This is a genomic window from Megasphaera hutchinsoni (genome assembly GCF_001553405.1).
GTDB classification, from domain to species: Bacteria; Bacillota; Negativicutes; order Veillonellales; family Megasphaeraceae; genus Megasphaera; species Megasphaera hutchinsoni.
On sequence record NZ_KQ960925.1, the window covers coordinates 55,178 to 79,573 of the forward strand.

The 24,396-nt window shown below is 41.9% G+C and carries 27 protein-coding genes, 1 tRNA gene and 1 other annotated feature; of the genes, 7 read left to right on the forward strand and 21 right to left on the reverse strand.

Going from position 1 to position 24,396, the window contains the following annotated elements:
- Positions 1 to 5 precede the first annotated feature (5 nt).
- The 7 genes from tatC to infC all read right to left on the reverse strand — a co-directional run bounded on the left by tatC (position 6) and on the right by infC (position 2,964).
- Positions 6 to 737 carry a twin-arginine translocase subunit TatC gene (gene tatC / locus HMPREF3182_RS00325; protein WP_007392837.1) on the reverse strand — a complete coding sequence of 244 codons (732 nt, stop codon included), beginning with the start codon at positions 735 to 737 and terminating at the stop codon, positions 6 to 8.
- Positions 703 to 951: a Sec-independent protein translocase subunit TatA/TatB gene (locus HMPREF3182_RS00330; RefSeq protein ID WP_062484857.1), complete on the reverse strand. Its 249-nt coding sequence runs from the start codon at positions 949 to 951 to the stop codon at positions 703 to 705. The genes tatC and HMPREF3182_RS00330 overlap by 35 nt, the downstream gene beginning before the upstream one ends.
- Before the next feature lie 50 nt (positions 952 to 1,001).
- Entirely contained in the window at positions 1,002 to 1,499 is a 498-nt protein-coding gene (locus tag HMPREF3182_RS00335; protein WP_007392841.1) for a nitroreductase family protein, read from the reverse strand.
- Between the two features lie 112 nt (positions 1,500 to 1,611).
- Positions 1,612 to 1,696: transfer RNA gene (locus HMPREF3182_RS00340), tRNA-Leu, on the reverse strand.
- A 145-nt stretch (positions 1,697 to 1,841) separates the two neighbouring features.
- Complete coding sequence (gene rplT, locus HMPREF3182_RS00345) at positions 1,842 to 2,192, reverse strand: 50S ribosomal protein L20 (RefSeq protein ID WP_007392826.1); 351 nt, start codon at positions 2,190 to 2,192, stop codon at positions 1,842 to 1,844.
- Positions 2,193 to 2,232: 40 nt separating this feature from the next.
- Positions 2,233 to 2,430 (reverse strand): 50S ribosomal protein L35, encoded by a 198-nt coding sequence (gene rpmI / locus HMPREF3182_RS00350; protein WP_007392914.1) that lies wholly within the window; start codon positions 2,428 to 2,430, stop codon positions 2,233 to 2,235.
- A gap of 15 nt (positions 2,431 to 2,445) precedes the next feature.
- The gene (gene infC / locus HMPREF3182_RS00355; protein WP_062484859.1) at positions 2,446 to 2,964 is read right to left on the reverse strand and encodes a translation initiation factor IF-3; all 519 of its coding nucleotides are present in this window, start codon (positions 2,962 to 2,964) and stop codon (positions 2,446 to 2,448) included.
- A gap of 11 nt (positions 2,965 to 2,975) precedes the next feature.
- Positions 2,976 to 3,084, reverse strand: a sequence feature (ribosomal protein L20 leader region).
- Positions 3,085 to 3,323: 239 nt separating this feature from the next.
- Here infC and HMPREF3182_RS00360 point away from each other — a divergent pair.
- Entirely contained in the window at positions 3,324 to 3,872 is a 549-nt protein-coding gene (locus HMPREF3182_RS00360; protein ID WP_007392899.1) for a ferritin family protein, read from the forward strand.
- 96 nt (positions 3,873 to 3,968) lie between these two features.
- On the opposite strand, the gene HMPREF3182_RS00365 is transcribed toward HMPREF3182_RS00360, so the two are convergent.
- The 10 genes from HMPREF3182_RS00365 to HMPREF3182_RS00410 form a co-directional block, all read right to left on the reverse strand.
- Positions 3,969 to 4,673 carry a TVP38/TMEM64 family protein gene (locus HMPREF3182_RS00365; RefSeq protein WP_007392873.1) on the reverse strand — a complete coding sequence of 235 codons (705 nt, stop codon included), beginning with the start codon at positions 4,671 to 4,673 and terminating at the stop codon, positions 3,969 to 3,971.
- 71 nt (positions 4,674 to 4,744) lie between these two features.
- Complete coding sequence (locus HMPREF3182_RS00370) at positions 4,745 to 5,752, reverse strand: SLAC1 family transporter (RefSeq protein ID WP_062484861.1); 1,008 nt, start codon at positions 5,750 to 5,752, stop codon at positions 4,745 to 4,747.
- A gap of 50 nt (positions 5,753 to 5,802) precedes the next feature.
- Positions 5,803 to 6,603, reverse strand: coding sequence for a tRNA pseudouridine(38-40) synthase TruA (gene truA, locus HMPREF3182_RS00375; RefSeq protein WP_007392843.1), 801 nt, complete (start codon positions 6,601 to 6,603; stop codon positions 5,803 to 5,805).
- A complete protein-coding gene (locus HMPREF3182_RS00380) occupies positions 6,594 to 7,391 on the reverse strand; it encodes an energy-coupling factor transporter transmembrane component T family protein (RefSeq protein WP_062484862.1) in 798 nt (265 codons plus the stop codon). The genes truA and HMPREF3182_RS00380 overlap by 10 nt, the downstream gene beginning before the upstream one ends.
- Positions 7,381 to 8,250 carry an energy-coupling factor transporter ATPase gene (locus HMPREF3182_RS00385; RefSeq protein WP_062484864.1) on the reverse strand — a complete coding sequence of 290 codons (870 nt, stop codon included), beginning with the start codon at positions 8,248 to 8,250 and terminating at the stop codon, positions 7,381 to 7,383. Before HMPREF3182_RS00385 ends, HMPREF3182_RS00380 begins: the two co-directional genes overlap by 11 nt.
- Entirely contained in the window at positions 8,235 to 9,074 is an 840-nt protein-coding gene (locus HMPREF3182_RS00390) for an energy-coupling factor transporter ATPase (RefSeq protein ID WP_007392902.1), read from the reverse strand. The genes HMPREF3182_RS00385 and HMPREF3182_RS00390 overlap by 16 nt, the downstream gene beginning before the upstream one ends.
- A gap of 85 nt (positions 9,075 to 9,159) precedes the next feature.
- Entirely contained in the window at positions 9,160 to 9,705 is a 546-nt protein-coding gene (locus HMPREF3182_RS00395) for a DUF805 domain-containing protein (protein ID WP_062484866.1), read from the reverse strand.
- A 68-nt stretch (positions 9,706 to 9,773) separates the two neighbouring features.
- Positions 9,774 to 10,604: an undecaprenyl-diphosphate phosphatase gene (locus HMPREF3182_RS00400; protein ID WP_062484868.1), complete on the reverse strand. Its 831-nt coding sequence runs from the start codon at positions 10,602 to 10,604 to the stop codon at positions 9,774 to 9,776.
- Between the two features lie 98 nt (positions 10,605 to 10,702).
- On the reverse strand, positions 10,703 to 11,170 hold the full coding sequence (brxF, locus tag HMPREF3182_RS00405; protein WP_007392880.1) for a BREX-3 system P-loop-containing protein BrxF: 468 nt from the start codon (positions 11,168 to 11,170) through the stop codon (positions 10,703 to 10,705).
- Between the two features lie 128 nt (positions 11,171 to 11,298).
- Complete coding sequence (locus HMPREF3182_RS00410) at positions 11,299 to 12,582, reverse strand: hypothetical protein (protein ID WP_062484871.1); 1,284 nt, start codon at positions 12,580 to 12,582, stop codon at positions 11,299 to 11,301.
- 188 nt (positions 12,583 to 12,770) lie between these two features.
- Here HMPREF3182_RS00410 and HMPREF3182_RS07360 point away from each other — a divergent pair, with 188 nt between their 5' ends.
- The 6 genes from HMPREF3182_RS07360 to ychF all read left to right on the forward strand — a co-directional run bounded on the left by HMPREF3182_RS07360 (position 12,771) and on the right by ychF (position 19,037).
- Positions 12,771 to 13,421, forward strand: coding sequence for an ECF transporter S component (locus HMPREF3182_RS07360; RefSeq protein ID WP_072270812.1), 651 nt, complete (start codon positions 12,771 to 12,773; stop codon positions 13,419 to 13,421).
- A gap of 136 nt (positions 13,422 to 13,557) precedes the next feature.
- Positions 13,558 to 14,658, forward strand: coding sequence for an efflux RND transporter periplasmic adaptor subunit (locus tag HMPREF3182_RS00420; RefSeq protein ID WP_062484874.1), 1,101 nt, complete (start codon positions 13,558 to 13,560; stop codon positions 14,656 to 14,658).
- Between the two features lie 9 nt (positions 14,659 to 14,667).
- The gene (locus HMPREF3182_RS00425; protein WP_062484876.1) at positions 14,668 to 15,375 is read left to right on the forward strand and encodes an ABC transporter ATP-binding protein; all 708 of its coding nucleotides are present in this window, start codon (positions 14,668 to 14,670) and stop codon (positions 15,373 to 15,375) included.
- Positions 15,365 to 16,582 (forward strand): ABC transporter permease, encoded by a 1,218-nt coding sequence (locus tag HMPREF3182_RS00430; RefSeq protein WP_062484878.1) that lies wholly within the window; start codon positions 15,365 to 15,367, stop codon positions 16,580 to 16,582. Before HMPREF3182_RS00425 ends, HMPREF3182_RS00430 begins: the two co-directional genes overlap by 11 nt.
- Before the next feature lie 93 nt (positions 16,583 to 16,675).
- The gene (locus HMPREF3182_RS00435) at positions 16,676 to 17,917 is read left to right on the forward strand and encodes an LL-diaminopimelate aminotransferase (protein ID WP_007392874.1); all 1,242 of its coding nucleotides are present in this window, start codon (positions 16,676 to 16,678) and stop codon (positions 17,915 to 17,917) included.
- 13 nt (positions 17,918 to 17,930) lie between these two features.
- Positions 17,931 to 19,037 carry a redox-regulated ATPase YchF gene (ychF, locus tag HMPREF3182_RS00440; protein ID WP_007392924.1) on the forward strand — a complete coding sequence of 369 codons (1,107 nt, stop codon included), beginning with the start codon at positions 17,931 to 17,933 and terminating at the stop codon, positions 19,035 to 19,037.
- Positions 19,038 to 19,114: 77 nt separating this feature from the next.
- On the opposite strand, the gene HMPREF3182_RS00445 is transcribed toward ychF, so the two are convergent.
- The 4 genes from HMPREF3182_RS00445 to HMPREF3182_RS00460 form a co-directional block, all read right to left on the reverse strand.
- Complete coding sequence (locus tag HMPREF3182_RS00445) at positions 19,115 to 20,530, reverse strand: FAD-binding oxidoreductase (protein WP_062484880.1); 1,416 nt, start codon at positions 20,528 to 20,530, stop codon at positions 19,115 to 19,117.
- A 99-nt stretch (positions 20,531 to 20,629) separates the two neighbouring features.
- Entirely contained in the window at positions 20,630 to 22,528 is a 1,899-nt protein-coding gene (gene abc-f / locus HMPREF3182_RS00450; RefSeq protein ID WP_062484881.1) for a ribosomal protection-like ABC-F family protein, read from the reverse strand.
- Between the two features lie 182 nt (positions 22,529 to 22,710).
- A complete protein-coding gene (locus HMPREF3182_RS00455; RefSeq protein ID WP_007392889.1) occupies positions 22,711 to 23,151 on the reverse strand; it encodes an Lrp/AsnC family transcriptional regulator in 441 nt (146 codons plus the stop codon).
- 183 nt (positions 23,152 to 23,334) lie between these two features.
- A complete protein-coding gene (locus HMPREF3182_RS00460) occupies positions 23,335 to 24,396 on the reverse strand; it encodes an FAD:protein FMN transferase (RefSeq protein ID WP_062484882.1) in 1,062 nt (353 codons plus the stop codon).

The following is a 24,396-nucleotide window of genomic DNA, read 5'->3' on the forward strand; positions in this document are numbered from 1 at the left end:
TCTGCTTATGTTTTCTTGTTTTGCCACGCTAATAACCATATACTAACTTCATATAAGATGAGCATGGGAATAGCAATCATCGTCTGCGTAAAAATATCCGTCGTCGGCGAAATAATTCCAGCAAAAATAAAGGAAAAGACGATAAAATATTTCCGTTTATGGCGTAAAGTAGACGCAGAAACAATACCTAAACAAGATAAGAAAAAAAAGATAAGGGGCAATTCAAAAACAATGCCAAACGGTAATAAAAACATAATAAGAAAGGATAAATACGCACCAAACGAAAATAACGGTGCTAATTGGGGCGTAGAAAAGCTCAAAAAGAAGGTCATCGCCGTTGGTAGCACTAGGATATAGCCAAAGGCAAGGCCTATATAAAAGAGTGCAACACCGCCCGGGACTAAACGCCGCCCTATTTTCCGTAAATTCGGTTCAAAGGCAGGGGCAAAAAATGCCCACCCTTCATAGACCAAAACGGGTAAGGCGATCAAAAAGCCAAGCCAAAGGGATAGTTTGAGATAGGCAAAAAAAACTTCTGTCGGCGTTAAAAAATACACTTTGCCCGCCGGCTTGGTAAGCCATCTTACGATGTCTTCAATGTAGTAATAAGCTCCTCCTGATGCAATGCCCCACCAAAGAACAGCACGAATAATTCGCTTTCGTAGTTCCTGTACATGCCCTTCTACGGGCATTATTTTTTCATCATATGGATGTTGGGGTGTCCGTACCGTGTTCATGCCCTCTCCCTTCCGGGTTGTCCGCAGGCGTCGTTTTCGCTTTCTTATAAGACGGCGTGATTTCTACCTCTACTACATCTTCATCGATCTCGTTCATCGCTTTTTTATATTCACGCACAGCCTTTCCTAAGGAACGGCTTATTTCCAGTAATTTTTGTGGACCTAGTATAATAAAAGCAACTACCATCACGAGTAGCATTTCACTAAACCCCATATAACCATCTCCCTTATAAAAAAGGGACTCTTAACGAGTCCCTGCTTTTTTTACAACCAATGAATGCGTGTTTCGTCATATCTGGATTCAACCGTTGCCTTTGGTTCGGCCTCATACCCAATAGGGACTATGGCAAAAGGAATGGAATCTGCCGCCGTCTGCAAGGTACGAGCGGTCGCTTTCATACGGGCTTTGTACGGTGCTAAGGCTAACCATACGCCACCCAGCCCTAAATAAGATGCTTCAATCAATATATTTTCGGTACACGCACTCAAATCCAGATTGGCAAAGCCGGGAAAACGAACTAGTTTATCCCGCTTACAGACAACAATCGCCGCCGGTGCTTGAGCACAGCAACCTGCATACGGACTACATGTGGCAAGGCGTTGCAATACGTCCGGCTCTTGTACCACGTAAAATTCCCATGGATGTTGATTGCCTGCGGAAGGTGCGGCCATGGCAGCTTGTAGCAATCGTTCTAATTTTTCTTTCTCTACGGGCTTAGGTAAAAATTTTCGTACACTGTGTCTTGAAAAAATCGCTTCCATGATTTTCCCCCTCAGTTTTTTAATATACTTTATTATACCACAGGCACCATAGGATGAAAACGGTATCGCCCTATATGGAGGCATAAAAAAAACATCCCGTAGGATGTTTTGATGGTGCCGGAGAAGGGACTTGAACCCCCACGGTGTTACCCGCCTGATTTTGAGTCAGGTGCGTCTGCCAATTCCGCCACTCCGGCATGTCTATGGAAAATACTTTTAAAGACAAAAACTATTATATCATATAATCTTATTTCGTCAAGCTTTTTTTATCGCCTTTGTACATGCTTTTTTACAAGCAAAAAAAATACAAAACCGAATACTTCGGTTTTGTATTTTCCTTACTTATTGTGCTTTCGCTAATTCTACTAACTTCGTAAAAGCAGCTGCATCATGAACAGCTAAATCAGCAAGCATTTTCCGATTGACCATAACACCTGCTTTTTGCAAACCGTAAATAAAACGGCTATAGCTAAGTCCTTGTGCACGAGTAGCAGCGTTGATACGAGCAATCCATAATTTACGGAATTCCCGTTTTTTCGCTCTTCTGTCACGACGTGCATAGAACAAGGCTTTCATTACACTTTCATTTGCTTTTTTAAATAAACGGCTCCGTGTACCACGGTATCCTTTTGCCATTTTTACAATTTTTTTATGACGAGCGTGTGCGGTCACACCCACTTTAATTCTAGCCATGATTTTATTCCTCCAACTACTCTATTTAAATTCTATTTTCTTACATGTAGGGGCACATATTACGCACAGCTTCTGTCATCGTCTTAGAAACGAGTGCTGCTTTTCGTAAATTGCGTTTCCGTTTTGGTGATTTGGATTCCAATAAATGGCTCTTATACGGTTTCATACGTTTTATTTTTCCCGTACCTGTTGCTTTAAAACGTTTTGCCGCAGCACGGCGAGTTTTTAATTTCGGCATAATAACGACTTCCTCCTATTGCTTTCCTTTAATCGCAGACATGACCATCGTCATGTTTCTGCCTTCTAATTTCGGTTCTTTTTCTACATGAGCGACCTCATTAAGCTCTTTAGCGAAACGTAGCAGTAAGTCACGCCCTAATTCGGGGTGGCTCATCTCTCTACCTCGAAACATAATCGTCACTTTGACCTTGCTTCCATCGCCTAAAAATCGTTGGGCCCCTTTTAGTTTGACATAAAAGTCATGGTCTTCGATATTCGGCCGCAGTTTGACTTCTTTTAATACCAATACCTTTTGTTTCTTTTTTGCTTCTTTTTCACGCTTTTGTTGTTCGTATCGATATTTGCCATAATTCATAATCCGACAAACAGGCGGCTTGGCATTTGGTGCTACTTCTACTAAATCTAAGTGACGTTCTTCAGCAATTTGCAGTGCTGAACGTATCGACATAACACCTAATTGTTCATTCGTATCACTGACGACACGAACTTCGCGGACTCTAATTTGATCGTTGATACGTGTTTCCTTACTAATGGTCTTTCACCTCCAAAAAAAAAGAACGAATAGTATCACTATCCGTTCATTGCCTTCATCATAAACCTTAGTAACTTGTCGTCTTGTAAGGTGAGAAACGGATAGTTTCTACTTTATTTTTAACTTGTATTAGTTTATCATCTTTGTCTTTTCTTGTCAATAGCCGTTCTACTACTACCATATTAAATATAAACGATAATTATTTTTATTTAATATTTGTTTATATTTACTCTTGCTTTTATCAAAATCTTCTGTTATACTATCAACATAACAAGTAATTCATATTTGTTAGTTATTATTTTTATATGTTAAAAAACATATCGACATATAAAAGGTGTATTTATATAGGAGGATTTATCATGAAAAAATTTGTATGTAGTATTTGTGGTTATGTATATGAAGGCAGCAACGCTCCTGAAAAGTGTCCCCAATGTGGTGCTCCTCAAAACAAATTCAATGAATTAACAGGCGATAAAAAAGAATATGCTGATGAACACCATGTAGGTGTAGCAAACGGCGTTGATGAACGCATCGTGGAAGGTCTTCGCATGAATTTCACCGGTGAATGTTCAGAAGTCGGCATGTACTTAGCCATGAGCCGTGTTGCCGATCGTCAAGGGTTCCCGGAAGTTGCGGAAGCATATAAACGCATTGCCTTTGAAGAAGCAGAACATGCAGCTAAATTTGCTGAATTACTCGGTGAAGTGGTAACGGACGATACGCGTAAAAACTTAGAAATGCGTGCCGCTGCTGAACAAGGTGCTTGCTCCGGTAAAAAGGAATTAGCCACGTTAGCTAAGCAATTAAACTTAGATGCGATTCATGATACAGTTCATGAAATGGCAAAAGACGAAGCTCGTCATGGTCGTGTGTTTGACGGCTTGTTAGATCGTTATTTCGCAAAATAAGGGCTTCAAAAAAGCTTTTATTTTATATTTCGTTTTCAATTTTTGGTATGTTTATACATACCCTCCAAAAAGAAAACACCTTCGTTGTATATGTATTTACAACGAAGGTGTTTTCTTTATCCGTTCTTTTCGTTGGCGTCGTTTCCGTAGCCAAATAAGACCATATACCAAGGCGACAAGAACCACTAAGGCAATTAACCGTTGCCAATGTTCTTGTATGCGCAGCAAATCATGTCCGAGCCATACTTCGATAATAACCGCAGGGAGTTTCCCCAATGCATCGGCAATAAAGTGATCGCGATACGATACGTTACTTAACGCACCAAATGCAGTCACCAACATATTCGGTGAATAGGGAATGGCTCGCCCTAGTAGTAATGTTTTTATACCACTATGAGAGTCCATTTTTTCAAAGACTTGACTGTTTGCTAATAGTTTTTTAGCTTGTTTATGAAAAAGTGTTCGCGTCAAGCGAAAACTAATTTCAATGCCAATGACTTCCCCTATCCAAGAAATAATAATTCCCGGAATAAGTCCAAAAATAATGCCATTAACCGTTAAAAATAAAATGGATGGAAAACCTACGGCATTAACCAGGGCAAGCATGCCAATACTGACAATAATCGCCGCATAGCCAAAAGATTCAATGTATCGGGCCAAGCCGTCTAAATCTCCTTGAAAGATAAGATGGCCCATGGTCATAAAAAAATCAGGTAACCACAATTGCATACCAAAGAGTATGGCTGCAATCATGACGATGCCGATACATTTGATAATCCATCGTAATCGTTTATCTGTCATACTATATTCTATCCTTTATGGTTATTCCTATCCTGTTCATTATCGTTTATCCACTAGCATAAAGCAGCGGATTAATACAAACGCCAAAGCGTTTTCTTATACGCTGCATAAAGTGTTTTAATGGATAAATACAAGATCAGGGTCGTCCCGAAGAGAAGTAATCCCAGTCCTAAGGCACGTGTCCAAAAAACAGGGTAATCCATGCTGTAATGCAAGACGCCATTAGCAAAGGCCATGGTAGGGAAGCTACATGCCCACCAGCCCATACAGAACGTAGAACGTCGCATCACGTGAACAATCTTGAGTACTACTGGCCAAAACATAAATATGCCCGCATTGATAAATAGTTCTGTAAAGATATCCGCATGAAATGTCGAAGTATAAGTAATGTATCCCATGCCAAAAGGTGCCATTAAAATCATTAAACTCGGTTGGACCGCATCGGGTACATGTTTAGAAAAAATGCTGTGCGTAAATAACAAGGCAATAACAGGTATCCCCGTCACCAGCCCAATGGCGACACAAAACACGGAGATGTCGTGAAACCCCGGATTTTGCAACATATTTCCTGCTACGGGAATCGTAATCGGTCCGAGTACGGCAAGTAGCCATGCGGGTGTCACCGATTCGACAACTTGATCGTCATACAACCAGTGTTTTAGTAAAATCCAGCTAAAGACCATGATTAAAATCATCCCGGCATACCAAAAAAAGCTGGCCAGCGTATGCTGATACGGGGCCAGTACAGCTGCCAGTAATACGGTCGATACGTTAAAGGTCCCAAAAAAGTTAACTTTCGTTGGACTATTCCATTCAGCAAGTACGGCTGCTGCATCAATACGCCATTTCTGAAAATACCGCACAAAAATAAGTACATATAAGAGTAAGGCAAACATGCCGAATCCTTCTCCTATAATAGATGGCACTCCCCATAAGTCATGTGCCATACGCCATCCAAAACAGAGGCCACAATACCCCATAGATGCCGCAAATGTAGATATAGACATAAAATGAACAAATCCAATTCGCCGAATTCGTTCTCGCTCGCCACGTTGAATCACTTCAATATGTTTTGTCAAGCTCTCCCCCACCTATCGTGTCTAATATTGAACATACATATGTTGTTGTCTCAGCGAACTATCCCCTGTCGCACGTTCTCTATTATGAGCTGTCTTCGTGTTGTATTGTAAAACACTTCTTCTAAATATAGTCCATGTGCCGGGGCGGTAGCTCCTAATGCAGTTCGGTCTAACATATTCAGTATACGCCTAAATTTCATTGTCGTAAACCGATGTAACCCTAAATCGATAAAACCACCAACCATATTTCGTACCATATGATATAAAAAACCACTGCCAATAACGTGTATATCTACATTTTCTTTTTCTTGTGTAAACGTAATGGCATACATTGTTTTGACAGGATTCATAGGCGTGGTATTTTTTCCCTCAAATGACGTAAAATCATGTGTTCCTCGTAATATTTCCGCACCTTCTTGCATCCGTTGCAGATCTAACGGTTTACGAATATGCCACCCATAACGGAGTTGCAACGGATCGTTGTACGGGGCGTTGATAATTCGATAACGGTAATATTTACCACAGTTGTCATGACGGACACTAAACATTTCCGGCATGATTTGAGCCGTCCGCACGACAATTGTCGGTGGCAAATAGGCTCGTAAGGCAAAGGGCAATCGCTCAACTGGCATCGGCAAGGTGCCATAAAAGTTGACGACCTGACCGTAGGCATGTACACCTGCGTCCGTACGAGCTGCCCCATAGATGCGAATTGGCGTGTGCAACAATTGTGTCAGGCTTTCTTCCAAATATTGTTGAATAGACGGTGCATTTGCCTGACGCTGAAAGCCGTGAAAATCCGTCCCGTCATAGGCAACAGTAAGACATATATTCTCTCTTGTTATAGCCATCGTAATACCGCCAAAAAAATCGTCATCACGATAACGGCTGTAATCGCTATGCCATCACGCCGTGTATAGGTCAATTCATACATGCGCGTCCGTCCTTCTCCCCCGCGATAACACCGTGCTTCCATGGCGGTTGCCAGTTCATCAGCCCGGCGAAAAGCACTCACAAATAAAGGTACGAGTAAGGGAATCATGTTTTTTCCCCGTTGCCAAATGGAACCGCACGTAAAGTTCGCACCCCGTGCAGTTTGTGCCTTCATGATCCGATCCGTTTCTTCTAAGAGGGTTGGAATAAACCGCAAGGCAATCGTCATCATCATAGCTAGTTCGTGAGCAGGTACTCCCATACGGCTAAACGGTTTAAGCAGATGTTCGATACCATCGGTTAAAACGATGGGCGACGTCGTATATGTAAGGAGTGACGAGAAGACAATCAAAAAGACTAGCCGTGCCGTCATTAATGCTCCCTGCGTAAGTCCTTCCCATGTAATGTGTAGTATCCCCCAATGCCATACCAGCGTCCCGGGCGTAGTAAAAATATGTACGCCCATCGTAAAAGCGATAATCACCCACAATGGTTTTAACGATGAAAGGATTAATTTTGCCGGTAAACGGGATAACCAAAAATTGCCCATAACAAATACAGCTACTCCGATATATGCCCATAAGGAGTTGGCTAAAAAGATGGCTACGATAAAAATCATCGTTCCTATAATCTTTGCCCGTGGATCAAGGCGATGCAAAAAAGAGTTTCCCGGGAAAAATTGTCCTAATGTAATATCAGTGAGCATGCCAATCCTCCCTTATCGCCTGATAAATGGCCTGTGTTCCTTCTTGTACCGTATGTACTGCCGCCGGTACGGCAAGTCCACGATGCTGCAAGTATTGCAAAACATCCGTCATGGCTGGTACATCAACGCCGGCTGCCTGTAATTGCTGTCGCCGCTTAGCAAAGACGTCTAGTGGTTCATCGTCAATAATAATTCGCCCTTGTGCAAGGACTAGCACACGATTAGCTAGCCGTGCAATGTCTTCCATATTATGAGAAATCAAAATAACCGTGACCCCTTTTTGCTGATGTAATTGTTGTATTTGTGCAAAAATTTCACGCCGTCCTACCGGATCCAACCCGGCCGATGGTTCGTCTAAGATTAAGTAGGTCGGTTTCATGGCAATCACGCCGGCAATAGCAACACGCCGCATTTGTCCGCCACTTAAATGGAAGGGGGAACGGTCTTTATAAGTCTGATAATCAAGCCCCACAAATTCCATTGCTTCCTGTACCCGTTTCGTCAAGGCTTCACCTTGTACACCTATATTTTTAGGGCCAAAGGCGATATCGGCGGCAATCGTTTCTTCAAATAATTGATATTCCGGATATTGGAACACCATACCAACCTTCTTTTTTGCGGCAAGACCCGCCGCGGTCTTTTCGGCAATATCCTGTCCATCTACCAAAACACGTCCTGTTGTTGGTTTAATTAAGCCGACTAAGCTTTGCACAAGTGTCGATTTTCCCGATCCGGTATGACCGATGATGCCTATAAAATCCCCATCATGAATCGTTACTTGTAAAGGATCTAAGGCTTTTTTTTCAAAGGGCGTACCCTTTCCATACGTATGCGATACACCTTCTAATGTAATGGGCATAATGCATCTCCCAACTCTTCTTTGGTAATAATGGATGCCCCTAAAGGCACCTGTTTCTTCCGTAATTCTGTCGCAATTTCAGCGGCGACAGGTACATCTAGGCCTAACTGCTGTAAGGTTTCTACTTGTGAAAAAATCTCCCGTGGTGTACCGCTTAATTGTACTTGTCCTTGGTTCATCACGACCACCCGCTCACCTTGGACAGCTTCTTCCATGAAATGGGTAATGAGAATAATCGTTACGCCATCGCGATGTAATTGCAAAAGCGTTTCCATCACTTCACGCCGTCCTTCCGGATCAAGCATCGCCGTTGGTTCGTCCAATACGATACAGGTCGATTGCATCGCCAAAATACCCGCAATAGCAATGCGCTGTTTTTGACCGCCACTTAATAAATGAGGTCCATGTTTCGCAAAGGCCGTCATGCCTACACGTTCCAAGGCCTCGTGTACGCGTTGCTGAATCATCGCTGACGGTACCCCTAAATTTTCAGGGCCAAAGGCCACGTCTTCTTCCACAATAGATGCGACAATTTGATTATCGGGATGTTGAAATACCATACCCACTTGTTGTCGAATCTTCCATATATTCTCCGATTTTCTTGTGTCTAAGCCGACAACCTTACATATTCCCTCTGTCGGTAATAATAATCCATTTATATGCTTAGCCAAAGTCGATTTTCCCGACCCATTTGTCCCAATAATGGATACAAACTCGCCGCGGTCAATCTTCAAGGATACGTCCTTAACGGCAAATACTTCTGCTCCTTGTTCATCATGATAAGCGTGGCTGACATGTTCCAACTCAATCATAGGATCATTCATAGATCCGCTCCTTTTACATTTTTTTTCATTATACATGCTTTGTCTTCCTTTGTAAAACGAATATGACCCCCTATTGGGTTCGCATTTATGCTGTTTTTTTGCCATATATGTTATCTTCGTCTTTACCTTTTATCATAAACAATAAAAGATAGGCGAGGAGAACACAAACGGCAACTACAGTAAAAGGAATCATCCATTTGCCGACAGCCAATATATATAGGGACAGATATCCCAATAAAGGCAATACGCCCACGGCACCTTGCAAATTCAGATCGTGACACCGCCGTACACCCAACGATACTTGTGCACGAATAACGGGAATGGATAAGACGATAAAAATACAAAAAAAGAGTATTCCTAAATCTTGTCGCCCAATCCAAAGGGCTTCAACAAAGCGTGTATATAAAATGAGGGTAAACACGAGTTGTGCTCCTGTCAATAAAAGCATCCGTGCGAAAAAAGGCCATCTCGTGAGCCGTCCTTCTAAATGAAAATATTTAAAGCGTAAATCGCCCATATCTTCAAAGCCAATGACGCCCTTTCCTTCTCGTGCAGGTAATTCAAAGCCTTTTCGCAAGGCTATTTCACGTGATGATCGCTTGGTTAATTGAATTTTTTTCTTTGCTGTCATGTCGTTCCTCCCTGTACATAACGGGCTTCCCCATCTCTCTATGCAAGTCTAGTATATCCATACTTCCCTTAATGCCAAAGGAAAAAATATACCCACGAAATGAGGGCTATAAAAAAGCGGTAATACGCAAACGATGCTAACGTTGATTTGTGTAAGAACCGTAAAAACCACAATACGGATACATAGGCAACACCAAAGGCAACGATAAAGCCAATGGCAATCATCAGAATATCATCGCTACTTAATAAGGACCAATTTTTGTATAAATCAAAAAAGCAGGCTGCAAGCATAACGGGGACGGCTATAATAAAAGAAAAATCTGCTGCCGCTTTCCGACTAACGCCAAGTAGTAAGCCACCCGCTAAGGTCGATCCAGACCGCGAAAAGCCTGGCCACAACGCGAAAACTTGAAACAAACCTACAAAGAAGGCTTGGCCAATGGTCATCTGCTCTACATCGCGACAAACCGTGTGAACATGCAGTTTTTCGGCAACGAGCATGAATATGCCCCCCACAATCAAGCCGATAATAACCGTCCCGGCAGAAAACAAATAGGTTTTAATCGCATGGTGTGCCAATAGGCCAATGATCATGACAGGAACAATCCCAGCCACAATATGAGCCAACGTCAATCCCGTATCACGGCGGAACCAGTTTTTCCGTTTATATAAATACAGGCAGTCATAGCGTGTAAACATGCGTAAAAACGTATCTTTATATATGAGGAGAACCGATAAAATCGCTCCTAATTGAATGAATACTTCAAAAACACCGGCACGCACGCCTGTAAAACCTACCCAATCGCCTACTAAAATCATATGTCCTGTTGATGATACGGGAATATATTCTGTAAGGCCTTCTACTATCCCTAATAGGACTGCTGTTATTGCATCTTGCATATATTCTTGCTTCCTTTCTGTTTCTTTCTCTATCTTGTAACCGTATAACCGTACTAAAAAAAAGCAGGCTGCAAAGACTTCCTCCGCAGCCTACTTCCCTATGCGTCCATAGAAATCACATGATTCGTATTGGGAACCGTAAACTTCGCATATTTCGGTTCACCGTTGTGTTCAAAATACAACGTGTTTCCCTCTAAACTTCCCCGCCAACTAACTACAATGGGAAAGGTTTTACTTAATTCCAGCAACATATGAACGGGATTTAAATTTAACATGGGTGCAAACAAAAATTCCACATTATCAATGAGTACTACCCGTGCATGTAACCGCTGTAAGGCCTGGGAAATCAATTCCACTGCTCGCTCCGGTCGATCTGCACGTGGTATTTTCAGGAATTCATCATCAAACATATCCCGTGCTTCACACATTTTCCAACCGTCCTGTTCGGATAATTCTCGTATGACTTTACTTTTACCCGAACCAGCACCGCCAATAAGAATAAGCATTTTTTCTTTTTCTTGTGCGATATACTTCCACCGCTGTAAAACGTCTGCCTCTGTCACCATGGAAATCACCTTCGTTTGCTAAGTATTGAAATACGTTATGTTCATTATAATAGAAAAAATACGCAAATGTAAAGGGAATATCCTGAATTAAAGATACGTCTTATGCACCTATTTTATACGTCCTTGCATTATGGTAACCCATAGCGTGCTAATTGATCTTGCAAGCGGACAAGTGGCATGGCTGTAACAATCACATCATCAACACGTTGCGTTTCTCGTTTAATGACGATAGCTAAATACGCACTGGACAAAATGGGATGATGGTAATAATACACATCAACTCCTTCATCTTTCTTTCCCCACACGACAAATTCCGGTTGTCCATACAACGCCAAGACGGTAGAAAGACGATACCCTAAGGTGACACCACGACTTGTATACCCGCTATTGGTCAATAAAAAGATCCGTTCTACGTTTCCTTTGGCGTTAACAAGCACGCCATAATCACCATACAGCCAAACCGTATATGAGCCACGATGTAGTTTACTTTTCCACATGTTATATTGCCGTTTTACCAATTCATCACCCAGCGAATACCCCATCAGGGAAAAATCGCGTTCCACCCGTTCTTCTCGCCGTGTCACCGCCTGCTCATTATGATAAGGATAACGTGCTGGCATGAAAGCAACCCGTTGAATACGCCGCTCAGCAACGGCAAAAATAAGATCCGTATCAGCCTGTTCATAAATAATGTAATAAACATTCGCTTTCACATCTCGTAAGACATTATGCGGTACACCAAAGGTACACAAAAGTTGTTCCGTTGGCATATTAAGATGAATTTTTCTACCTATATCAATGTCCTGACCTTTCGTCAAGGTCATTGCTTCAACTAGGGCATCTTCTTCTTTGCCATTCCGAGTCATTCGCAATTCACAATGAAAGGACTGGTTTGGTTGTTCGTATGTCCATGTTACCAGGCGATCTTTTTTTTGCCGCTTTTGAGGCAGCCCAAAACGTGCAATTAGTTGTTTACCCGACATACCTCGATAAATGCCACCAATGTTTATATCTTCTTTGGTCAACGGAGCGATCACGACAGAATCCCATGCAGCAATCGTCTTCGCGTCTTCTTTCGATAGGGGAGCTAACGGTTGTAAAGTTGCCACCAAATCCGCAATAGTGTCATTATCCCTAATGGGTACGGGCTTTTCTTCTTTAGATGCATCCGCTAACAGCCGTTCATAGGGAGTTTCCTTCTTTTTCTTTTCTTTATCCGTTTCTTTATTCTTATCTTTTGCCGTTGGTACCGCATCAATCAGGGCCGTCATCTGTTCTGACATGTCCGGCGTTGTTTCGGCATAACCGATGCCACTGCAAAAAACACTGCTTAGGCTCAGTCCCATCCCGACTACCACAGTCCATACACCCCGTGATATCCGCAAGGGGGTGTGCTGTTTTTTTTCTCTCATAGATGTTATTCCTTTCCTTATATTATCTTCAGTGTACTTGTCCCTTCTGTAAAAGTCAACTCCTTCTCTTGTCCTTCTCCTCACCCTCCATTGTGAGATAAGAAAACCTGTGTTAAGATACAAATAGATAAAAATGTAATTCTCCCATCCTTTATTTTACATTGTCAAGACGGAAGGAAGTTTCTACCATGAATCATAACCGCATCCATCAAGTAACGTTATTGGGCATGTGTTGTGCCATCGCCTTACTGTCGGTAGCCCTCATTCGCATTCCCTTATTACTACCTTTTTTAACGTATTCGCCGAAAGATGTAATCATTACCTTAAGTGGTTTCTTTTTGGGTCCGTTTGCGGCCCTTTCCCTTTCTTTTATCACGTCTGTCCTCGAAATGCTGACCGTCAGTGATACGGGCATTCTCGGCTGTATCATGAATACGATTGCTAGTGCATCTTTTGCTTGTGCTGTCATTGCCGTATTTCATCGCCATCCTTCACGCAAAGGATTATTTCTCGCCTTATGTGGAGGCACTTTACTCTTGACAATAAGCATGATTCTGTGGAATATCTGGATCACGCCCCTCTATATGGGTTGTTCTCGTGCGGCCGTTCTCCAATTAATCATCCCCGCTATTTTGCCTTTTAATCTCCTCAAAGGGGGACTTAATAGCTTATTTATCTTCTTATTATATCACTCTCTCAAGACAATTATGCAACAGCACCTCGAAGCAACCTATAGCACTTCCTTAAATGAGTGGGCGACAAGTGAAACGCACCTTCTCCTAGGCGTTATTTGCTTAATATTTCTTCTTGCCCTTATAGGTATTGCTTGTTTTTCATAATTAATTTCAAAAGGATTATTCCTGTTTTAACACGTTGAATACCCGTTTATCGAAGGGTTATTTTTTATACTATTTTAAATTTGGCTAACGATGCTTCTATTTACTGATATTAGAATAGATATAAAGGAGCTACTATATGAATATAACTCGCAAGAAAAAAATAGGTTTAGGTCTGCTTGTCCTCCTCCTCATCGCCGGAGGCATTTATGGATATATCCGCTATCAGCAACAGTCACAACCATCAGTTCCCACAGAAACCTATACGGTAACTCGCCGCACTATCACCTCGCATGTCACGGCTACTGGTACGATAAGTCCACTCGAATTTGTTGAAGTATCCTCAAAAATTACGGCACGTTTACAAGACGTGCTGGTACATGAAAACGATATAGTAAAGAAAGGACAGATTATCGCCCGCTTAGATGACTCCGATTATCGTGCAAAACGCGATCAAGCCCAAATTAAGGTGCGACAAACCGGCGAGGTCTATCAACGGGCCTTGACTTTGTATCGCCATGGTGCCGGAGCAAAACAAGCCGTCGATACGGCTAAAGCGGAATATGATGCAGCCCGTAGTGCCTTAACCGAAGCACAAGCCGACTTGAATGAAACGATCATTCGTGCTTCCATGGATGGAGTTGTCGTTGGTGCCCCTAAGAGTGTCGGCACGCTCATCTCCCAAGGAAACGGAGCTGGAACCGTGATTATGCGTCTTGCTAATACGACACAAAAACAAATTATTGCCAAAATTGATGAAACTGATATTGGCCATATTAAGCCTGGTCAGATGGCAACGTTTACTGTCGATGCCTATCCGAATAAAACCTTTACGGCCCGTGTGCAGAAAATAGCTCAAACTGATACCAATAATACGTGGGATCGGGATAACACCGATCGCTCTTCAACAAATACGCCCGTCATTTATTATGAAGTGACCTTACTCGTCACGGATCCTGATACTATATTACGTCTGGGTATGACGGCTCGTGTAGCGATTACAACCTCCCTTTTACCAGACGTCTTAACGCTTCCCTTGGCAGCATTACAGACCGATGCCTCTGGTTCCTATGTAACGCGCATTATGCCCGATGGCCGTCATACGCGTGTGCCTGTAATAACTGGCTTATCTAGTGATAAGTATATTGAAATTCGTAACGGTCTAAAGGAAGGGGACGTCGTTTCCTTATCCTATGCCGCTGCCGCACCATCTATGGATGACGAACCACTTGTCATATAGGAGTACACGATGAAACAAGCAATTATTACCCTTCGGGATATAAAAAAAACCTATCATATAGGGAACACCTTATTTACGGCCTTACATAATATTCACTTAGTTGTCGAAAAGGGTGAATTTACAGCATTAGTAGGTCCTTCGGGCTCAGGTAAATCAACGCTCATGAATATCCTCGGCTGTTTGGATCGCCCTGATTCCGGCTCATATCAATTAAATGGTCGCGAAGTCGCCCATTTATCGGATGATGAACTGGCAAAAACAAGGAATTGCGATATCGGCTTCGTCTTTCAAAATTTTAATCTGTTGCCACGTATATCCTCCCTTGCAAATGTCGCTTTACCCCTCATCTATGCAGGTGTTCCTAAAAAAGAACGGGAACAAAAGGCCGCTGCTTTATTATCATCCGTGGGTCTGGAAAAATGGATGCATCACAAACCCACCGAATTATCCGGTGGTCAACGACAGCGAGTTGCCATTGCCCGTGCCTTAATTCACGACCCGGCGATCATCATGGCCGATGAACCGACGGGAAATTTAGATACCCGTTCTACTGGCGAAATTATGGATATTTTTGAATCATTACATCGACAACAAAAAACGATTATATTAGTAACGCATGAACCGGAAATCGCCGCTCGTGCAGAACGGTGCTTACTCTTACAAGATGGTGCTATCACACATGACGAACGAAAAGGAGGTGCCATCCATGTTATTTAAAGAAAGTGTATCCATTGCCTTTGCTTCCCTGTTAGCTAATAAACTACGTACGACCTTGACGATGCTCGGCATGATTATTGGCGTTGCCTCGGTTATCATCATGATTTCCATTGGCATGGGGGTCAAACAGAGTATCACTAATTCCATTGCCAGCATGGGAAGTAATATGATCATCATCACCCCAGGCAATAATGCTTCTCCCGATGAAACAGCCGAAGCCGATAATCATTCGCTCACACTGGCTGATACCCTGGCTATCTCTAAAGAGCTTCCGCATATTAAACATATTTCTCCTCTGGTTTCTCAATCGGTATTACTCGTAGCAGGAAACAAAAATCGAACGACCTCGATGTACGGCGTAACCCCGTCTTTTCTTTCTGTCCGCAATACCAACGTAATATCGGGAACCTTTATTTCTACGGACGATATGAATACACGCAGTCGGACCATAGTCATCGGACAAACCGTAGCTACCAAATTGTTTGGCAGGCAAAATCCCGTAGGAAAAACGCTCCGCTTAAATAATCAGCCCTATCATATTATTGGTGTCTTAGAGAAAAAAGGTCCTTCCATTTGGGGCGAAGATCAAGATGATGTAGCCCTCATTCCCTTAACGACAGCACAAGAACGCTTAATGGGCATTGATTATATCCATGCCATTAATATCGAAACGGATTCCCCTTTAACCATTGATATGGTGAAGGGCAGTACGATTTCCTTGCTCCGTCAGCGCCATCATATTCTGCCAGGAAAGCCCGATGATTTTACCGTAGATACCTTAAAAAGTTTATTAAAGACACTCCAAAAAAACACGGCCACGTTAACCTTATTTTTGGGTAGTATTGCCAGCATTTCCCTACTGGTCGGGGGAATTGGCATTATGAATATCATGCTCGTATCCGTCACAGAACGAACGCGTGAAATCGGTATTCGCAAAGCCTTGGGAGCAACCGTTCGTACCATCTTAATTCAATTTTTAATCGAAGCGATTATCATGAGTATCGTCGGCGGGCTAATCGGCATTCTCTTTGGTATTACCATCGCCAACATCTTACCTTCCCTCAATCCGAATATGGTAACCCAAATTACACCTTATCCTATTTTTCTTTCCTTTTCAGTTACCCTCATTATTGGCCTGTTTTTTGGTTTATATCCTGCACGCAAAGCGGCTCGCAAAGATCCTATTGAAGCACTTCGTTATGAATAGGATAATCATCCTTGTTTTTTTTCTTTTCAATTCCCCTCCTATGTAGTAGAATAAAGGGTGTTACTATGTATGAAAGAATAAGGAGGGCTTGTTATGGCTCACGTAAATGAAAATTATTTAAAACTTCCTGGAAATTATTTGTTTGCTTCTATCGCACAAAAAGTTGCTGAATTTTCTAAACATCACCCCGATGCGTCTATTATTCGCTTGGGTATTGGGGACGTTACTCGTCCATTAGCACCTGCGATTATTCAGGCAATGCATAAAGCCGTAGATGAAATGGGTCATGCTGATACCTTCCGCGGCTATGGTCCCGAACAGGGATATGACTTTTTACGTCAAGCCATTATAAAAGGTGATTATCACCGTCGCAATATTTCCTTAGATCTCGATGAAGTATTTGTCAGTGACGGTGCTAAAACGGATGTCGCTTGTATTCAAGAAATCTTCGGACAAGATTTGAAATTTGCCGTAGCCGATCCTGTCTATCCCGTTTATTTAGATTCCAATGTAATGGTCGGACATACAGGCAATTATCTTGCCGATAAAGGTATTTATGAACAGGTCGTCTACCTGCCTTGCACGGCTGAAAATGGCTTTAAAGCACAACCGCCAACAGAAAAAGTAGATATCGTCTATCTTTGTAACCCGAGCAATCCTACGGGGACAGCTATGTCAAAAGCTGAATTAGAAACGTGGGTAAAAGCAGCCCATGACCAAAATTTTATTATTATCTATGATTCAGCCTACGAAACATATATTACAGAAGAAGATATACCGCATAGCATTTTTGAAATTGACGGGGCAAAAGAAATCGCAATTGAATTACGTTCTTTTTCCAAGTGTGCCGGCTTTACGGGAACGCGTTGTGCTTATGTCGTCGTTCCGCATGCATGCAAGGCCTATACCAAAGATGGCAAAGCCGTATCCTTAAATCCGCTTTGGAATCGACGTCAATGCACGTTCTTTAACGGTACCCCCTATGTAATCCAACGGGCAGCTGAAGCGTATTATTCGCCTGAAGGGTGGGCACAATGCCAAGCTGATGTCAACTATTACATGGACAATGCCCATACCATTCGTGATGGCTTGATCGCCGCAGGATATACCGTATATGGTGCAACCAACTCCCCTTATGCGTGGGTACAAACACCTCATCAAATGAAGAGTTGGGAATTTTTTGATCTCTTATTAGAAAAAGCCCATGTCGTAACCACTCCCGGCGAAGGGTTTGGCCCGCATGGGGAAGGCTATTTACGCTTAACCGCATTTGGCACGAAAGAAAATACCGCAGCTGCCATCGCACGTATAGCCGATTTAAAATTATGCAAATAAAGGTGGTATAACAGTGAGTACCAATTTAGAAGTAGGAATCGTCGGGCTTCCCAATGTAGGCAAAAGCACGTTATTTAATGCGATTACAAAAGCTGGTGCAGAAGCAGCCAATTATCCTTTCTGCACGATTGAACCAAATGTCGGTGTTGTCGAAGTACCGGATGAACGAATTGACGTATTAACCAACATGTATCATCCTAAAAAGACCATTCCAGCGGTCATGCGCTTTGTCGATATTGCCGGTCTCGTAGCTGGTGCTGCCAGTGGTGAAGGCTTGGGTAATAAATTCCTTAGCCATATTCGCGAGACAGATGCCATTGCCGAAGTCGTTCGTTGCTTTGATGATGCGAATATCACCCATGTCGCCGGTTCGGTTGATCCCATTCGCGACATTGATATTATCAATACTGAATTATGTCTTGCCGATATCGAAGTGGCCCAACGTCGCTTAGATCGGATTAGCAAAATTGCCACTTGTGGTGATAAACAAGCGAAAGCCGAAGCTTCTGTCTTAACTGTCGTGTTAAAAACCCTCGAAGAGGGAAAACCAGCACGTACAGCCTCGCTTACCGAAGATGATTGGCAATGGGTAAAAGAATTAAATCTCTTAACGGCCAAACCGATTATTTATATAGCTAATGTCGCCGAAGAAGAAGCTGCCCACCCTGAAGATAATCCGTATGTGCAACGCTTGATCGAATTTGCCACTCACGAACAAGCACAAGTCGTTGCGGTTTCTGCTAAAATCGAAGCGGAAATAGCCGAATTATCGCCAGAAGAAGGGACCTCCTTTTTAGCTGAGTTAGGCTTAACCGAATCGGGTTTGGATCGAGTTATCAAGGCTTCGTATACCTTATTGGGATTAATCAATTTCTTCACCGCTGGTGCTGATGAAGTTCGTGCTTGGACCATTGTCAATGGTACTAAAGCCCCAAAAGCAGCGGGAAAAATTCATACGGATATCGAACGTGGTTTTATTCGTGCTGAAATTGTTTCCTATGAAGATCTTATTGCTTGTGGTAGCGAACAAGCCGCAAAGGAAAAAGGCTTGGTTCGTTTAGAAGGCAAAGACTACATCATGAAGGATGGAGACGTTACGTATTTCCGCTTCAATGTGTAAACTAAAAACCTCTACAAAAAACACCTCGTGTCATGCACGAGGTGTTTTTTTCTCCCCTGTTTCTTTATCTATTTCTATTATGCTTCCTCCAACGGAATAATTTTACCCGGATTCATAATACCATTGGGATCCCACGCTTTTTTAATGGCCCGAATGAGCTGCACTTCTTCTTTCGATGTACAACGTATAAAATCATCTCTTTTTTTATAGCCAATGCCGTGTTCCCCTGACATCTTGCCACCTAAAGCATATACACGCGGGAATAAGTCCCGATGAAAGGCTTGTATTTTTTCATGCCATGCTTCCGGCGATAACCCCCTATGATTCAAGGGCAATACATGGATATTACCATCGCCAATATGTGCTACTGTAACGCAATATAGGTCATATTTTTGGCGTAATTCCGGAAGTTGCCCTGTAATATCGTGAATTTTATCCAACGGTACAACAAAGTCTTCTGCTTGATACATAATGTCTATATTACGTGCCGCTTCAGCAAACTGTTTACGCAATTTCCAAATCCGTTTGTCCGCTTCAAATTCATCAATCGAACCATTATTTTCCGCTAAATCGCAAAGAACGGCCATCTTTCTATCAAGTTCATCTTCGTCAAACGTTTCTACCGTAACAATAACGTATGAACATCCTTCTTGTACATGCGGCATCGTCATATCCAAGAATTTACACGTCATTTGCAATGCTTCTTTGTCCATGTATTCAATACTGGTCGGATCAATACCGGCTTTTAAAATTTTATTCGGTAACGCAAACGCATCGTCATCTTTCTCAAATACACAAACCATATTGAAGTTATACGGTGGCAACGGTTTTAATCGTACGGTTACTTCCGTAATTACCCCTAAAATGCCTTCTGAACCAGCAATTAACTGTTCTAAGCAAAGACCAGTCGAACACTTTGCCAAGCGTCCACCAACGGTTACGATATCGCCTGTCGGCGTAACGACTTTCAAACTATATATTTGATGCCGTGTCGTACCATATTTAACGGCCTTATTTCCACCTGCATTGCTTGCGACATTACCGCCAAGTTGACAACTTTCCGAGCTAGATGGATCACCTGCATATAAAAGACCATGTTTTCTCGCTTCTTCTTGCAATACACCCGTTAATACGCCCGTCTGACATACAGCATACATGTTTTCCGCATCAAGCGTTATAATTTTATTCATCCGTTCTAAGGCCAACACGATACCATGATAGATAGGAATCGCCCCACATGCCACGCCTGTACCGGCACTTCGCGGAGTAATAGGAATCAACTTTTTATTCGCCAGACAGACAATAGCTGCTACTTCTTCCGTTGTTTTAGGAAATACTACCACTTCGGGTTTATGAAAAAAGTAAGAGTTACCTTCTTCATCTGTTTGATATTTTGTTCTATATTCTTCATCTGTTTTAACATATTTTTCGCCAACGATTGCTTGCAGTGCTTGTACTACTTCGTCAGTAACTTCGTTAAACCGTATAGCCATAGGATCCCTTCCTTTCCATAATACGTATATATACAATTTTGTATAGTATAGCATATTATTATATTTTGTAAAGTTTGTGTTTGTTTTCACTTTATAAAATTATTCAGCTAACATCTCCCATGTTTCATAAAGTGCGTCTAATTTCTTTTTTGTTTCTTCATAGGCCTGATGTATTTCCATAAATCGTTTGTTATCAACTTGATTTTCGGGCATATTGAGTTGTACTTCGTACATCGTGACCGTAGCTTCCAATTCAGCAATTTTTAACTCCACTTCTTCTATCTTTTTAGCATTGCCATGTATCTTTTTTTTAACCGGCTGTGAAGACGGTTCTTTTTTGCCAGTGTCCGTATGCATTACCTTACCCATATCCCGTGTCGGCTTAACCGCAAGCATTAATGCTTCTTGCTGATCGTTCCATTTTTCTCGATAATACGAATAATTGCCCATATATTCGGTCACCCCTTGTGGTGCCAATACCCATGTTTTATTCGTTACTTTATCTAAAAAATACCGATCATGGGAAACGATAAGATAGGTGCCGCCAAACTCCAATAAGGCCTCTTCCAATATTTCCCGCGTAGGAATGTCTAAATGATTCGTGGGTTCGTCCAACAACAGTACATTTGGTGCGGCTAAAAAAAGTTTGAGCAATGCCACACGTGCTTGTTCACCACCACTTAAAGAGTCAATCGTCTTATACACCTCATCGCCATGAAAGAGAAACCGTCCCAAAATCAACCGTGCCTGATCTTCACTATACGAAAAGGATTGCATAATTTCTTCCACAATAGACCATGCCCCGTGCAAATCCGTGCGTTCTTGCGAAAAATAACCAATAGAAACACGGCTACCTAGAACAATATGCCCCGATGTAGGCTTTAATTCGCCCATCACCATTTTCAGCAAGGATGATTTACCAATACCATTCGGACCAATTAAAGCCACCCGCTCGCCACGCCGCAACAAAGCCGAAAGATGATTAAACAAGGAATGATCGCCAACCTGTCCACCTACATCATCGAGGACTAAAACCTTTTGTCCGCATTCACTCGGCCGGGTAAATGAAAATTGTAACGTTTCGTCAGGAACATCCGCTTCCAACCTCACTAACCGATCTAATTGGGATTGTCTTCCCCGTGCTTGCTTGGCTTTAATACCAGCTTTGTACTTTTGAATATACGCCTCGGTTGCATGAATTTTTTCTTGTTGCTTCGCATATGCTTTGGCATGGGCTTCTTGTTCTGCCTGTCGTTTCTTCACATACGCCGTGTAATTACCTTTATATTTTTTGATGGTCCCCTTAGAAAGGGAAAGTATACCCGTTGCCACGCGATCTAAAAAATAACGGTCATGGGAAACGATAATCATACCTCCCCTATAAGATAATAAATACGTTTCTAACCATTCCAACATATCCACATCCAAATGGTTTGTCGGTTCATCTAAAAATAAGTAATCAGGACATCTGACCAACGCCCTGGCCAAATTAATCCGCGTTTTTTGACCGCCCGAAAAATCTTGTATATGTCTATCCCAGTCTTCTTCTTGAAAGCCTAAGCCAGCCATAATTTTACGCGACATGCTTTCATACGAAAAACCACCAAGCCATTCAAATCGCTCCTGCAACCGTGCATATCGTGCCATCAAGTGTTCATCTTGCGGCTGATCTTGCAAGGCTTGTTCGGTAGCATGTAATTTATCTTCCAGCTGCATAATATCTTGCCATGCTTCTTTGATAACATCACGTACTCGCAAGGATGGATCATAGGTAATCTGTTGTTGTAAATACCCAATCGTATCCCCCTCTTCTACGGCTATATTCCCCGTATCCACTTCTTCTAACCCTAATAAACACATCAACAGTGTTGACTTTCCCTCACCATTGGCACCAACAAGGCCTAATCGCTCACCCCGATGTAGTGAAAACGATACATCCGAAAAAATGGTATGGATGCCAAAGGACTTACCTAATTGCTGTACTCGTATACTACTCATACACACACCTCTATAATTTCTAAAAAATACAGGCCGCCTATCCGCCTGTATTTCCATTATATCCACGTCTTTACTTGCGGTCAAATACCTACTTTTTACGTACCCTTGACCTAAAAAAAATCGGCATGCCGCTTATCCCAACATGCCGATACATATAATGATAGATAAAACAATATATTAGCTTATACGTTCCATTCTTCTTTACTAGTCGACAAACACATAAAGGTCTGCGATGCTGCTACCGATGGAATTTCGTTCAGTTCATCCATGAGAAAATGTTCTAAATCATCCGGTGTTTTCACCAACACTTTCAATAAATAATCAAATGCACCTACAATATGGTGACATTCCAATACTTGAGGGAAGCGCATAATATTGTCGCGGAACTCTTCTACTTCACCAGACCGTTCCAAATTAACCATAATAAACGCCGTCACATTATACCCTGTTTTACGGCGGCTTATCTTCGCACCATACCCTTGAATAATACCGCTATGCTCCATCTTACGAATACGCTCTGCCACAGCGGGTATAGAAAGTCCTACCACTTTACTAATTTCCGTAGCGGAAGCCTTGCCATTCTTTTTCAAAATTGTCAAAATTTTATCATCGATATGATCCATAACACTACCATCCTCTGCCAAATATTTCTATTATTTATACGTATATAAAAATAACGATAAATATTACTTATAATATATTATCATACATTACAGGTAAAAAGTAAATATTTTTTTACAGAATTAATAATAAAAATCAAAATTTATATATTTTATCACAATTAAGATTTTCTGTTCAACGTACTCCTATGAAGACAAGCGAAAATCTTGATTAATATCAGATGTCCGTTGTTTAAATCCTTCCGTCATATAAAGGATACCATTTTCACCCGTAATTTCACATTCTACCCCCGGCATATTTTGAATAAAAGCTAACCCTTTTTGTGGACCTAGAACGAACACTACCGTGGTTAATATGTCGCTTAGAATACCAGCATGAGGTATATCCTCTTGAATAATAATAGAATCGCTTATCACGCCACTACGTGCAGGATACCCCGTCTTGGGATCAAAAATGTGATGATAACGTACCCCGTTTTTAATAAAATAACGTTCATAATCACCCGATGTAGATAAAAATTGATTTTCTATTTTTATGATGCCTAAATAATTACCGTCTTCATCCGATCGCGGATGCTTAATGCCGATATTCCATTCCGTTTGTTTGGCATTTTTTCCCAGAGCAAACATGGAACTGGCACCTAAATTAATCAGCCCTTGTTGTACATGATGACGTTTATATATATCTCGCACAACGTCTACGGCATACCCCTTGGCTACTCCCCCTAAATCAATGTACATACCCGGTTTCGCTAATTTTACAGCGTGATCTGTCGGCCGCAATAAAATATCCTGATAATTGACATATTGCAAATTATCTCGTATGGACTTAGGTGAAGGAATGTGTTGATCGGGATTACCAATATCCCATAACCGCGTAAATATGCCTACGGTAATATCAAAAGAACCATTACTTTTCGCGGCATATGATTTTGACAAAGCAATCATTTCATAGATCATCGGATCAACCGAAACATAGTCTTTCCCGGCAGCCCGATTAATCTTACTAACATCACTATTCGGATTGTTTGTACTTGCTAACCGATCCAACTTCTCGATACTTGCAAAACTTTCATCAATTGCTTGTTGTGCTTCTCCCCCAGCTGCTCGCAAAGAAATGGTCGTATCCATAGCAACCCCACTTCTATCAAAAAACTGCTCCGAATGTGATATTCCACATCCAGAGCAGCCCACTAAGAGGAAAAGCGACAGTACCAACCAAATGGTAACATATCGTTTTTTTCCCAT